Origin of the sequence: Streptomyces sp. NPDC057271, from assembly GCF_042668715.1 — a bacterium.
Classification (GTDB): Bacteria; Actinomycetota; Actinomycetes; order Streptomycetales; family Streptomycetaceae; genus Streptomyces.
In genome coordinates this window covers 19,989-32,666 of sequence record NZ_JBHUYJ010000092.1, presented here as the reverse complement: position 1 = coordinate 32,666, position 12,678 = coordinate 19,989, and the positions used below count along the sequence as shown (strand labels likewise).

At 72.0% G+C, this 12,678-nt stretch carries 9 protein-coding genes; 3 read left to right on the top strand and 6 right to left on the bottom strand.

Going from position 1 to position 12,678, the window contains the following annotated elements; all coding sequences use genetic code 11:
* Positions 1-74 precede the first annotated feature (74 nt).
* From ACFUJR_RS30635 to ACFUJR_RS30620, 4 genes are all read right to left on the bottom strand, one after another.
* Entirely contained in the window at positions 75-1,871 is a 1,797-nt protein-coding gene (locus ACFUJR_RS30635) for an LCP family protein (RefSeq protein ID WP_383173264.1), read from the bottom strand.
* Positions 1,872-1,919: 48 nt separating this feature from the next.
* Positions 1,920-3,692: an LCP family protein gene (locus ACFUJR_RS30630; protein WP_383173266.1), complete on the bottom strand. Its 1,773-nt coding sequence runs from the start codon at positions 3,690-3,692 to the stop codon at positions 1,920-1,922.
* 246 nt (positions 3,693-3,938) lie between these two features.
* Positions 3,939-5,132: an LCP family protein gene (locus ACFUJR_RS30625; protein ID WP_383173268.1), complete on the bottom strand. Its 1,194-nt coding sequence runs from the start codon at positions 5,130-5,132 to the stop codon at positions 3,939-3,941.
* A gap of 194 nt (positions 5,133-5,326) precedes the next feature.
* Positions 5,327-6,079: a TIGR03089 family protein gene (locus tag ACFUJR_RS30620; protein WP_383173270.1), complete on the bottom strand. Its 753-nt coding sequence runs from the start codon at positions 6,077-6,079 to the stop codon at positions 5,327-5,329.
* 137 nt (positions 6,080-6,216) lie between these two features.
* Here ACFUJR_RS30620 and ACFUJR_RS30615 point away from each other — a divergent pair, with 137 nt between their 5' ends.
* The 3 genes from ACFUJR_RS30615 (at position 6,217) to ACFUJR_RS30605 (ending at position 10,243) form a co-directional block, all read left to right on the top strand.
* Positions 6,217-7,605 carry a peptidoglycan recognition protein gene (locus ACFUJR_RS30615; protein WP_383450942.1) on the top strand — a complete coding sequence of 463 codons (1,389 nt, stop codon included), beginning with the start codon at positions 6,217-6,219 and terminating at the stop codon, positions 7,603-7,605.
* Positions 7,606-7,717: 112 nt separating this feature from the next.
* Entirely contained in the window at positions 7,718-8,800 is a 1,083-nt protein-coding gene (locus ACFUJR_RS30610) for a sugar phosphate nucleotidyltransferase (RefSeq protein WP_383173272.1), read from the top strand.
* A gap of 435 nt (positions 8,801-9,235) precedes the next feature.
* Positions 9,236-10,243 (top strand): DNA-3-methyladenine glycosylase family protein, encoded by a 1,008-nt coding sequence (locus tag ACFUJR_RS30605; protein ID WP_383173274.1) that lies wholly within the window; start codon positions 9,236-9,238, stop codon positions 10,241-10,243.
* Positions 10,244-10,265: 22 nt separating this feature from the next.
* Here the strand turns inward: ACFUJR_RS30605 and ACFUJR_RS30600 are convergent, their stop codons facing one another.
* Both ACFUJR_RS30600 and cofD read right to left on the bottom strand, forming a co-directional pair.
* Entirely contained in the window at positions 10,266-11,603 is a 1,338-nt protein-coding gene (locus ACFUJR_RS30600; protein WP_383173276.1) for a coenzyme F420-0:L-glutamate ligase, read from the bottom strand.
* Positions 11,600-12,556 carry a 2-phospho-L-lactate transferase gene (cofD, locus tag ACFUJR_RS30595; protein ID WP_383173279.1) on the bottom strand — a complete coding sequence of 319 codons (957 nt, stop codon included), beginning with the start codon at positions 12,554-12,556 and terminating at the stop codon, positions 11,600-11,602. Before cofD ends, ACFUJR_RS30600 begins: the two co-directional genes overlap by 4 nt.
* Positions 12,557-12,678: the final 122 nt, after the last annotated feature.

Genomic DNA, 12,678 nt, shown 5'->3' with positions numbered 1-12,678 from the left:
GCCTGCGCCCCCCTGGGGGCCCTTCCTTCCGCCGTGTGCGTACGCCGTGTGCGTACGCCGTGTGTGCGGGAGCGTCAGCTCTTGCCGTCCCACTTGTAGACACTGTAGACGTCCATGCAGTCCACCTTGTCGTCCGCGCCTTCCGGCAGGTCGCCCGCCTCGGTCTTCGGCTTCTCGTACGTGGCGCCCTGACGCCAGTCCGCGCCCACGACCAGCGTGATGTCCTCCGCCTTGGCGTCCGCGCGGACGGCCGAGTCGGGCAGACCGAGCGCCCTGGCCACGGAGAGCGCGTCCGCCTTGCCCTGGTCGCCGTCCGCCTTGGGGTACTTGACCACGGTGTCCTTGCGGGCCTCGGCGGCCTTCGAGGACTCCGCCCGGGTGAAGCCCTTGCCCTGCAGGGTCTCGGCCAGCTTGCCGGCCCGTCCCTCCGTGGGCGGCAGCCCGTCCCCGCTCGTCCCGTTGACGACCGTGACGTCGAGCGTCGCGGGCGCGGCCGCGGTCGGGCCCTTCGGCTGCGCGGAGGCGGACGGCTTGGCGCCGGCCGGGTCACCGTTCTTGTCGAAGGCCACGTCGTCGCGGACCATCGACCACATCTTGTCGGCGGCGCTCTCGACCATGACGAGCTTGTTCTTGTCCTGCGACCACTCGGCCGTGGGGACGGTCGCCGTCGTGAGGCGGTCCAGCTTCACGTTCTTGAGCTGCATCGACAGATCGAAGAGCTTCGACACCGAGCGGATCTCGTCCGAGACCTGAAGTGCCTTCGTGGCGGTCTCGGCCAGCCCCATGAGGCGTCCGGTGTCGGTCCAGGCGTTCTGGCTCTGGAGCTTCTCCATCATGCCGTTCATGTACATGTGCTGGGCCTTGGCACGGTTCTGGTCGCTGCCGAACGCGTGCCGGGTGCGCAGCCACTGGAGGGCCTGCTCACCCTTGATCTCGGTGGTCCCCTCCTTCAGCTTCAGGCCGGAACCGCCTTTCTGGAGACGGGTCGACCTGTCGTGCACACCGGTCTTCACACAGACCGGTACGCCGCCGACCTCGTCCGCCATCGCGACCACGCCCGCGAAGTCGACCATCATCCAGTGGTCGACGTAGACGCCGGTGATGCTCTCCCACGTGGTGAGGGTGCAGCCGGGACCGCCGCGCTGCAGCGTCTCGTTGATGGGGCTGGTGGTGGAGGAGGGGTAGGTCCGGCCGTCCTCGTCCCTGCACTCCGGGATCTTGACGATCGTGTCGCGCGGGATGGAGATGATGTTGGCGTTCTTGCGGTCGGCCGAGATATGGAGCAACATCTGCACATCGGCGAGCGGCTTGCGGTCCCGGTCGTTCTTGCCGCCGCCGAGCGCCACGTTCTTGGCGTCGGCGCGGCTGTCGGAGCCGATCAGCAGGATGTTGAGCGGGGTGTCGCCGAGCGCGTTCGGCGCGGTCTTCTTCACACCGCTGTCGCCGCCGGCGCGGCTACCGCCGCGGAGGTTGTCGTTGAGGTGCTGGTAGTACAGGTATCCGGCCGCCGCCGTGCCGAGTATCAGCAGCGACAGGGTCGCGGCGACCCAGCGCAGCACCTTGTGTTTACCGCTCTTCCTGGCGCGTCGGCGCGGCCCTTTGCGACGGTGGTTCGCACGGCCCTCGCCGCCTCCACCGCCGCTCGTGGCGCCGCCGGCCTCCTCCTCGGCGGCCCGGTCGCCGCCGGTCGTGGATTCGCCCGTCGTCGACGTGCCGCCCCTGGTCCCGCGGCGCCTGGACCTGTCGGTCCTGGCTCCGCCGCGCGAACTCCCCTCGGTCTCGTCCTCGTAGAGCGTCTCGTCCCAGCCCAAATCACGGGCGTGCGGAACGCGTCCCCGCGTCCCCTCCCCACGCACGCTGTTCTGTCCCACCCCTGGTCCCCTCGTCTCAGGAGTGCGCCACAGCCCGGTGTCTCCGGGTTACTCGGCGCACACCTTCTTGTCTGCCGTCTGCGCACCTTCCGGCGCCTTCGCCGGACCGGTGATGGGCACCCCCGCCCCCTTGAAGTCGGAGCCGAGGACGAGCGTCATGGGTGCGAGCTCCTCGGCGTCCTGTGTGCCCGGCTTGAGAGCCGTGGCGGGCAGGCCCATGAGGTCCGCCAGCTTGCGGGCCTGATCGGCCTGGTTCGGTGCGTACTCGAGTGTGGTCTTCGCCGCCTTCTCGGGGGCGTTGCTCTTGTTCGTGGACCGTGTGACGCCCTGCTCGACCTGCAGCCAGTTGATCGTCGACTGGGCGGCGCCCTGGATGCTGCTGCCGTTGTAGACGTCGACGCGCACCTCGCGCGCGGTGGACCGCTCCCCGTTCAGCAGGGCGGCCTGGGCGTTCTTGGCGTCCTGCTGCTTCTTCTTCACCTCGGTGAGGGAGGTGTCGGACTTCAGGTTGGCGAAGAGCTGCGGTGCCTTGACCGGGTCGGGCACGACCGTCGCCTTGATCTTCTCGGCCGGGTTGTCGATGACCGGGAGCGTCGTGAACGTGATGTTCTTCGTGTCGATCTTGGCGAGTTCCTCGCCGAGGGACTTGAGCTTCCCGATGCTTCCTATGCCGGAGTCCACGGTCAGCGCCTTGGTGGCCGCCTCGGCGAGGTCGAGCAGCTTGCCCGGACTGGTCAGGGTCTCGTCCGACTTCATCTGCCGGATCATCGAGCTGAGGAACTGCTGCTGGACCTTGATCCGGTCCAGGTCGCTCTCGTTGCCGAAGCTGTGGCGCGTACGGACGAAGGCGAGGGCCTGCTCGCCCTGGATCGTCGACTCGCCCGCGGGAAGGTCGAGCTTGGAGTCCTTGTCCTTGACCGGCTTGACCAGACAGACCTTCACACCGCCGACGGCCGTGGTCAGCTCCTTGACGGCGTTGAAGTCGGCCATCATGAAGTGGTCGACGGTCAGCCCGGTGAGCTTCTTGACCGTACGCATGGTGCAGCCGGGGTCACGGCCGGCCTGGCCGAGGCTGACGTTGAACCGCTCGTCGGCCTGGCCCGGGATGGTCTTGATGGTGCCGTCCGGCATCTTCGTCTGGCACTCGGGGATCTCGGTCTTCAGGTCGCGCGGGATGGACATCGCCGTGGCGTTCGTCCGGTCCTTGGAGACGTGGAAGAGGATCGTGGTGTCGGCGTGGCCGGGGCTGTTCTTGTCGCCGTAGCCCTCGTTGCCCTCACCGGTCCGCTTGTCCGTGCCGATCAGCAGGATGTTGACGGCCTGGTCCTTCTTGAATCCGGTGCTCTCGGCGCCGACCACGTCGACCTTGTTGATGTTCGCGTTGAGGTGCTCGTAGTACGCGTACGCGCCCACGCCGCCGGCCACGAGCACGAGCGCCATCGTCCCGCCGGTCCACAGCAGGACCTTCTTCTTGCGGGACTTCGCGGGCTTGCGCTTGCGGCGGCCCGGCTGCGACTGCTGCCCGCCGCCGGGACCCTCGGGCGCACGACGGCGGCGCTGGCCGGGGACTGGGGGTCCCCCCACGCCTCCAGGCGTAGGGGGAGCCTCGACCTGCGCGCCGGCCGTACGGGAACGCCGGTCGGTGCGGGAGCCCTCCGCGGATCTCGGACCCGGAGTGGTCGCGCCGCGGGGGCGGGACTGCGGTGCCGACTGCTCAGCGGAGTGGTTCAGTCGCAGTTCGTAGTCGCCTGTTCGCGGGTTGAGGACCCACTGGTCGGCGGGGTCGATCTCATCCGCCTGTCCACGGCTGTGCGCGTCCACGGTTACTTGAATCCTCCGTCGGTGCCACGCGAGGCGCCTCCCCCGGCGGGCGCTCGGTCGTTCGATCCGTTGAGTGCGCGACCACGAGGTCGGAAGCACCGGGTCGCGTCACACTATCCGCCCAGTTCAGCGTGGGGCGACGTCCGTGACAAATTCCACGCCCCTTACAACTGGGCAATTTACCCAAACCCCTTCTGCCGCCCCCTTCCCCTCCGACTCCTTGGGTGCTCCTTTACTCACCCACCCCTAGGCGCACGCTCCGTCTGCCGCGTTACGTCCCGGGAAGGTCGGTGTCGGCGCGGGGTCCGGGGCGCCGACGGAGCCCGGCTTCCCGTCGCTCTCCGTGACTTCGCCCACGCTCGCGCGGGGTGAGGGGGAGGCCTCGCCGCCCGGCGTCACGGTGACGGGCTTGTCCTCGCGCAGCCGCTTGAAGAGCTGACTCGCAGCAGGTTGTACGAGTTCGTCCCGGTTCGCGTCGTACGAGTACGGTCGACGCGGCACCGTGAGGAACTGCACCTTCTCCGTGGGCACCGAACGCATCGACCGCGCCAGGTCGTACAGATCCCGCAGCGAGTCGAGCCCCGGGTCGGTCGTGACCGACTTCGTCGCCGCGTCCAGGACGGGATACAGCCGGGTCGGATTCAGCAGGACGCCGTTGCTCTGCACCTTGTTGACCAGGGCGCCCAGGAACTGCTGCTGGCGGTCCATGCGTTCCGTGTCGCTCCCGTTGCCGAGCGACTTGCGGGCCCGTACGAAGCCCAGCGCCTGCTCGCCGTTGAGCGTCTGGCGCCCGGCCTTCAGTCTCAGCCTGGCGTCCTTGTCGTCGATCGGCTCCCGCAGACAGATCTCGACACCGTCGACGGCGTCGACCATCTTCTTGAAGCCCCGGAAGTCGATCACCATGTGGTGGTCGATCCGGATCGCGGTCAGCCGCTCGACGGTACGGATCGTGCAGGCCGTGCCGCCGATCTCGAAGGCCGAGTTGAACTGGGCGAATTGTTCCCGTGTGCGCGTTCCGTCCGGAGTGCGGCAGCTGGGCATCGTCACCATCAGGTCGCGCGGGATGGAGACGGCCGTCGCGCTCGACCGCTCCGCCGCGATGTGCAGCAGGATCGTGGTGTCGGAGCGCTGGGTGCCCTTGTCCTTGCCGTACTTGGTGTTCCCCGCGCCGGTCCGGGTGTCAGAGCCGATGAGCAGGATGTTCTGCGCCCCCGTCGCGCCCGCGGTGGGGCGCTCCCTCTCGTACCTGAGCAGCTCCGCGGCGGCGTCGGTGTCGGTGGTGATGTTGCCGTCGAGCTTGCGGTAGAGCCACCAGCCGGCACCCGCGGCGGCGAGGAGGACGACCGAGACCCCGAGCGCCGTCCAGCGCAGCCAGTGGCGTTTGCGCAGGGCCTCCGGTTCGGCGGGCGTGCCGGGACTGTCCGTCACGTCTGAGTCCATCCTTCGCGGCGTCGGCGGCGCGCCCGGGGGCCGCCGTTCGAAGAGTGGGACGGCCGAACCATGCGCCTGGTTGTGCGGGAGGGGGTGCGTACCCGCCGATCATGTACCGGAGTTGAGGCGCGGACCCGAGGACTCGGCGAGTCGGTGCGCCATACGGGTGGAACGTCTGCGGGTTGTCCCACGGCGACCGGTCGTCACCCGGCGGTCGTCGTGACGCGCTCGCTCTCCACCCGCTTCTCGAGCGCCTCGGGCGCCAGCAGGTCCAGGTTCCGGCACAGGACGACGGACCCGCCGGCCGCCAGGGGCGCGTACAGCCCGGCGGAGAGTCCGTCCCAGGTGTCGTACGGACGCCCGGAGAGGAGCCGAGCCCCGGGGGCGAGACCGAGCGCCGCCGCGTCCGCGCGGGCCCGCTCGACGAGCTGGGTGCCCGTCAGTTCCGTACCGCCCACCAGGAGGGCCGGGGCATCGGCGTCCACCGGTACGAACGGGGCGAAACGGTCACCCTGGCTCGGCACCTCGACCGCGTAGTCCGCGTACCCGGCGGGCGCGGTCGGGAAGCGGCGGCCCAGCGGGGCGAGCGAGAGCGCGATCCGGTCTCCCGAGCAGGCCAGGCCCGCGTCGAGCGTGTCCGGCCCCGCGACCACGTAGTCGGCGTCGGCCGGGTCCCCGCCGAACTCCGCGGTCACGCCCACGGAGGAGCAGGCGAGCAGCCAGACCGCGGTCTGCCAGTGCGCGGGCAGCAGCAGCGCGAGCCGGTCGCCGGGGGAGGCGGACAGCTCTCCCTGGAGGAGATTGGCCGTCTTGGCCACCCAATTGGCGAAGGTGGCCACGGACAATTCGACGCGCTCACCGGTGGCGTCGTCGTAGAAGGTGACCAAGGGGCGGGCGGGGTCCGCGGCGAGCGCGGATCGCAGCAGGTCGGCGGGGGTGCGGTCGCTGGCGTTCACGCGGGCAAGGGTACGCGGGCAGGGGGGCGGGGACCCCCCGTACCGGTGACGCCGTCCTCCGGTCGGACCGACGGGCCGTCAGTTTCCGTGCCCGATTCCGCCGAGCGGAAACCGCGGGTCGTGCGGAGGATCGCCTCATGCGTGCCTACCTCGCCACCTCCATCGCCGTCACGTGCGCGACGGCGCTCGCCCTTCCGTTCTTCCTCGCGACCCCCGCGGGGGCGCTGCCACTCGGCGCGGCCGCCGCGCCGAAGACGGCGCCGCCCGCCGCGGATCCCGCCGCCAGGGAAGCGGCGCCGGCCGCCGTTCCTCAGGAGACCGACGTCGCCGGTTCCACCCAGTCCGTGCCGCTCGCGCCCCTCGGCGCCGGCCGCCGCGCAGTCGGTGGCGCCGGCGCCACCGACGGGGCACAGGGCCTGGCCCGACGGGACGTCAGGCCCTTCTCCCTCGTGGGCGTCGTCTGGGACGACGCCCGGGCCCACCTCCACGGCACGGTCCAGGTCCGCACCCGGGCGACCGGGAACGCGCGGTGGTCCGCCTGGCAGGACGTCGAGATCCACGGCGACGATCACGGAGCCGATCCCGGCACCCGGGAGGCCGCGTCAGGCGCGCTCCGCGGAGCCACCGCGCCGCTCTGGGTCGGCGACTCGGACGGCGTCGAGGTCCGCGTACAGCCGGACCGTCAGGACGACATCGCGGCGGCGGTGGCGAAAGCCCTCCCGGAAGGGCTCCGTGTCGAGCTGGTCGACCCCGGCCCGGAACCGGCCGCCGACCCGGGGCCCGAGCCCCGCGCCGGGCTGGCCCACGGGGCGCGCGCGGTGCACCGTGCACCGACCGTCGAGGAGGCCGCCGCCGCCTCCGTGAACGCCCAGCTGGCCTCGGTCGGTACGGCGGCGATTCCGGCCGCCGCCGCGGCGAAGCCGTACATCGGGCCGCGCCCGAAGATCATCACCCGCAAGGGATGGGGCGCAGACGAGCGGCTGCGCGAGAAGGGCTTCGTCTACACCAAGGCGGTCAAGGCGGCCTTCGTCCATCACAGCGCGACCGGCAACAACTACACCTGCAAGCAGGCGCCCTCCGTCCTCCGCAGTATCTACCGCTACCACACCCAGAGCAGCGGCTGGCGTGACATCGGCTACAACTTCGCCGTCGACAAGTGCGGAAACATCTACGAAGGCCGCGCCGGGGGCGTGGCCAAGCCGGTGCACGGCGCCCACACGCTCGGTTTCAACACCAACAGCATGGGCATCGCCGTCCTCGGCACCTACAGTTCGACGACTCCGCCGGCAGCCGCCGTCACCGCCGTCGCGAGGCTGACGGCGTGGAAGCTCGGGCTGCACGGGGTGAACCCGAAGGGAAAGACGACACTCGTCTCCGCCGGCGGGAAGTACAAAAAGGGCAAGAAGGTCAAGTTCAACTCCATCGCGGGACACCGTGACGGCTACTCCACGGCCTGCCCCGGCACCCGCCTCTACGGCAAGCTCGGCACCACACGCGCCGCGTCCGCGAAGTACCAGGGGCGGTGATGAGGTCGCCGGTCCGACCGTCTGCATAAACTGACCGGTCATATCGCCCGGACGAGCGAACAGACGACGTGACGGGCGATGACCGGCCCCGGACAGGAAGCAGAGACGACAGGTGACAGAAGCGATCCTCCTGGTCGGTGGCAAGGGCACACGGCTACGCCCGCTGACGGTGAACACCCCCAAGCCGATGGTCCCCGCGGCGGGTGTGCCGTTCCTGACGCACCAGCTGGCACGGGCCAGGGCCGCCGGTGTCGAGCACGTGGTGCTCGCCACCTCGTACCTGGCCGAGGTCTTCGAGCCGTACTTCGGGGACGGCTCGTCACTGGGGCTCAGCCTGGAGTACGTCACCGAGGAGGAGCCGCTCGGCACGGGCGGCGCGATCCGCAACGTCGCCTCGCGCCTGCACTCGGGCCCGGACGACCCGGTCCTCGTCTTCAACGGCGACATCCTGACCGGCCTGGACATCCGGGCCCTGGTCGCCGCCCACGACTCCTCGGGCGCGGACGTCTCGCTGCACCTGACCCGGGTCGACGACCCGAGGGCGTTCGGCCTGGTCCCCACGGACCCGACCGGGCGGGTCACCGCGTTCCTGGAGAAGCCGCAGACGCCCGAGGAGATCGTCACCGACCAGATCAACGCGGGGGCCTACGTCTTCCGCCGCTCGGTGATCGACACCATCCCGGCCGGCCGCCCCGTCTCGGTGGAGCGCGAGACCTTCCCCGAACTCCTCGCCACCGGAGCGCACCTCCAGGGCCTGGTGGACTCCACGTACTGGCTCGACCTCGGCACTCCGCAGGCCTTCGTGCGCGGCTCCGCGGACCTGGTCCTGGGCCGCGCCCCGTCCCCGGCCGTCCCGGGGCGGTGCGGCGACCGCCTGGTCCTGCCGACGGCCCGAGTGGCCCCGGACGCCAAGCTCACCGGCGGCACGGTCGTCGGCGCGGACGCCGTCGTCGGCGAGGGCGCCCGCATCTCGGGCTCGACCCTTCACGCGGGAGCGATCGTCGAGCCGGGCGCGGTGATCACCGACTCTCTGATCGGCGCGGGCGCCCGCATCGGCGCGCGCACGGTCCTGACGGGCGCGGTCATCGGGGACGGCGCCCAGGTGGGCCCGGACAACGAACTCCGCGAAGGCGTCCGCATCTGGTGCGACACCACGCTCCCGGCTCGCACGATCCGCTTCTCGTCGGACCAGTAGGGACCGCCGCTCGGCCGCCCAGCCCTCCCCGGACGCCGCCCGGGGAGGGCTGGGCGCATGGGACACAGCCGAAGCGTGTTCCGCCACCGCGTCGGTGCAGGTGCGGGGGGTCGTTCGGGGATCGGCCGCCGACGTCCGCGCCTGTGCCCGTATCCCCGGCGGAGGACACGGTCGGCCGGGGCTGTCGCCCTGCGGTCGAGGCCGTCCTCGCCCCCGGCCGTCCTCGCACGGCGTCCCTCGCCCCCGGCCGTCCTTCACCCGGTCATCCTTCGCCCGCGGCCGTCCTCGCCTGCGGCCGTCCTTCACCCGGTCATCCTTCGCCCGCGGCCCTCCTTCACCCGGTCATCCTTCGCCCGCGGCCGTCCTCGCCTGCCGTGTCCACCGGGCGGCGCCTTCCCGGGTCCGCCTTCCCGGGGCCCGGATACGCTCATAGACATGGCCGGCCGCTTCGCACCCCGCACCCCCAGCACCCGCACCACCGTGCGCGGAGGCCACGTCCCCGTACCCGCCGCCCGGCCGGCCGCCCCGGCCGCCCCGGGTGCGACCCGCCGCTGGACCCCCGACGCGCCGACCGACCTCGGCCTCACCCTCGGGCCCCTCCGCCGCGGCCCCGCCGACCCCACCTTCCGTACGACCCCCGACGGCTCCGTCTGGCGCTCCGCCCGCACCCCGGAAGGCCCCGGCACGCTCCGGGTCGCCCTCCGGCAGGGCACGGCTGAGGCCGAGGCCTGGGGGCCCGGCGCGCAGTGGCTGCTCGACGGGCTGCCGCGGCTGCTCGGCGCAGAGGACGACCCGGACGCGTTCGTCCCCCGCCACCGGCTCCTCGCCGCCACGCACCGCGCCCGGCCCGGCCTCCGGCTCACCCGCACCGGCCTGGTGATGGAGTCGCTGATCCCCTCGATCCTGGAGCAGAAGGTCACCACGGACGAGGCGTACCGCGCCTGGCGGCTGCTCGTACGGAAGTACGGCGAGCCCGCCCCGGGCCCCGAGGGCCACCGCCTCCACGTGGTGCCCGACGCACGCACCTGGTCGCTCATCCCGTCCTGGGAGTGGCACCGCGCGGGCGTCGACAACAAGCGCGCCGACACGATCCTGCGGGCCGCCAAGGTCGCCCGCCGCATGGAGGAGGCCGCGGCCATGGAGCCCGAACAGGCACAGCGGCGGCTGGAGTTGATCCCCGGCATCGGCCCCTGGACCTCGGCCGAGACGGTCCAGCGCAGCAACGGCGCGCCGGACGCGGTCTCCGTCGGCGACTACCACCTGCCGTCGATCGTCGGGTACGCCCTCGCCGGCGACCGGACCACCGACGACGCGGCGATGCTCGAACTCCTCGCCCCGTACGCGGGCCAGCGCCATCGCGCCGCCCGCCTCGTCCTCCTCAGCGGCCGCGTACCTCCGCGCCGCGCACCCCGGATGACGCCGGGGAACATCGCGGCGCTCTGAGGCCGCTCCCCTGCCGGGACGACTACCGCACCTCGATGAACCGGCCCGCCTGCCGCGCCGGCCGGTCCTTCGGCGGCGCCGCGGCGTGACCCACCGCCACCGCGCCCATCGGGTCCCAGTCCGCCGGGAGCCCGAGGACGTCCCGTACGACCTCGCGGCAGAACATCGTCGAGGACACCCACGCCGAGCCCAGTCGCTCACCCGCCAGCGCCACCAGGAAGTTCTGGACACCCGCGCCCGCCGCGACCACGAACATCTCGCGTTCGGCGGCGTCGCGCCGCGGATCGCCGTAGTGGTGCGAGCCGTCCATGACGAGGCAGGGCACGACGAGGTACGGGGCGTTCCGCAGCACGTCGCCGCGGCGCACGCGCTTGGCGATGGACTCCTCCGACCTGCCGTCCCGCCGCAGGTCCGCGATCCACGCGTCGCGCATCGCGTCCAGCAGCCCGGTGCGCGAGGCCTCCGACTCCAGGAGCACGAACCGCCAGGGGGTGGTGTGGTGCGGTGCCGGAGCCGTGACGGCGGCGGCGACGGCACGCCGTACCGCGCCCGGGTCGACCGGCTCGTCGGTGAACTCCCGGACGGTGCGCCGCAGGGTCACCGCCTCCCGGACCGCCTCGGAGGTCCCGAGCCGGAACATGTCGTCGGCGGCGCCGCGCACCAGCGCCCGGGCACCCTCGCCGACGGAACCGTCCACCACGTGCGGCAGGCCGCGGACGACGGCGACCGGGAGGCCCTGCGCCTTGCCCTTCACGAGGTCGCCCGCGGCGGCGAGTTCGTCCGCGGTGGCGACGACCGTCGCGCTGAGGGGATTGCCGTACGCGTCCGTGCCGCCGCGCAGGTCGTCGAGGACGCGCACACCGGCGGCGCCGATGGCCACGTCGGTGAGACCGCTGCGCCAGGGCCGCCCGAAGGTGTCCGTGACGACGACACCGACGTCGACGCCGAGCGCGTCGCGCAGCCCTTCCCGTATCGCGCGTGCCGAGGCGTCCGGATCGAGAGGCAGCAACAGGACCGTGCCGGCGGGGGTGTTGGAGGCGTCGACCCCGGCCGCGGCCATGACGAGGCCCTGCCGGTTCTCGACGATCCGCAGGGTGCCGCGCCGCGCCACCACCCGTACCGTCTCGGCGTCGATCGCCTCCTCCCGGTCGCCGGCGGCGATCACCCGCCCCTCGGCCTTGCTCACGATCTTGGAGGTGATGAGCAGGACGTCCCCGTCCTGGAGGCCGGGGGAGACGGAGGCGATCAGCTTGGCGAGATCGTCCCCGTGCCGCACCTCGGGCAACCCGGCGAGCGCCCACACCCGATATCCACCGTCCGGGGAGCCGGCCTCGACCGAGCCGTCCGCAGGACCCGTCATCTCCGGACCTCCTCCGCCAGCGCCAGCGCCTCGCGCGCCATCGCCGCCGTCGCGTCCAGGTCCGTCATCATCAGCGGCACCGCCCGGCAGCGGATCCCGGCCGACTCGACGTCCTCGACGACGCCCGCGTCGACCGTGTCGACCAGCCAGCCGTCCAGCAGCCCCGAGCCGTAGTGCCGCGCCACCGCCGCGGCCGTGGACTCCACGCCCACTGCGGCGAGGACCTTGTCGGCCATGCCCCGCACAGGCGCGTCGCCGACGATGGGGGAGAGGCCGACGACCGGCACGTCCGCCTCGGCGATCGCCTCGCGGATGCCCGGCACGGCCAGGATCGTGCCGACCGACACGACCGGGTTCGACGGGGGGAAGAGAACGAGGTCCGCCTCGGCGATGGCCTCCAGGACACCCGGCGCGGGCTTCGCGGCCTCCGCGCCGACGGCCACCACGGCCTGGGCGTCCACGGACGCCCGCAGCTTCACCCAGTACTCCTGGAAGTGCACCGCCCGGGACTCTCCGTCCACCTCGATGGCGACGTGTGTCTCGACGCGGTCGTCGGACATCGGCAGCAGCCGTACGCCGGGCCGCCACCGCGCGCACAGAGCCTCGGTCACCGCGCTGAGCGGATAACCGGCGCCCAGCATCTGCGTACGGACGATGTGCGTCGCGAAGTCGCGGTCACCGAGACCGAACCACTCCGGCCCCACGCCGTACGCCGCGAGCTCCTCCTTCACCGTGAAGGACTCGTCCTCGCGGCCCCAGCCCTGCTCCTCGTCGATGCCACCGCCGAGGGTGTACATCACCGTGTCGAGGTCCGGGCAGACCTTCAGTCCGAAGAGATGGATGTCGTCACCGGTGTTGCCGACGACCGTGATCTCCGCGTCCGGAGCCGCCTGCTTGAGGCCGCGAAGGAAGCGGGCACCACCGATGCCACCGGCCAGAACCACAATGCGCATGCAGACAGTCTGTCAGGCGCAGCCTGATCCTTTGAGGGGTGGTGGTCGGGCGGCGGGAGGGACTGTCGGGCGCGGCCTGATCCTTTGAGGGGTGGTGGTCGGGCGGCGGGAGGGACTGTCGG

What these genes read in the sequence shown, in the direction of transcription:
- ACFUJR_RS30625 (WP_383173268.1), bottom strand. Translation starts at nt 5,132, where the DNA reads ATGGACTCAGACGTGACGGACAGTCCCGGCACGCCCGCCGAACCGGAG.
- ACFUJR_RS30615 (WP_383450942.1), top strand. Translation starts at nt 6,217, where the DNA reads ATGCGTGCCTACCTCGCCACCTCCATCGCCGTCACGTGCGCGACGGCG.
- ACFUJR_RS30605 (WP_383173274.1), top strand. Translation starts at nt 9,236, where the DNA reads ATGGCCGGCCGCTTCGCACCCCGCACCCCCAGCACCCGCACCACCGTG.
- ACFUJR_RS30600 (WP_383173276.1), bottom strand. Translation starts at nt 11,603, where the DNA reads ATGACGGGTCCTGCGGACGGCTCGGTCGAGGCCGGCTCCCCGGACGGT.
- cofD (WP_383173279.1), bottom strand. Translation starts at nt 12,556, where the DNA reads ATGCGCATTGTGGTTCTGGCCGGTGGCATCGGTGGTGCCCGCTTCCTT.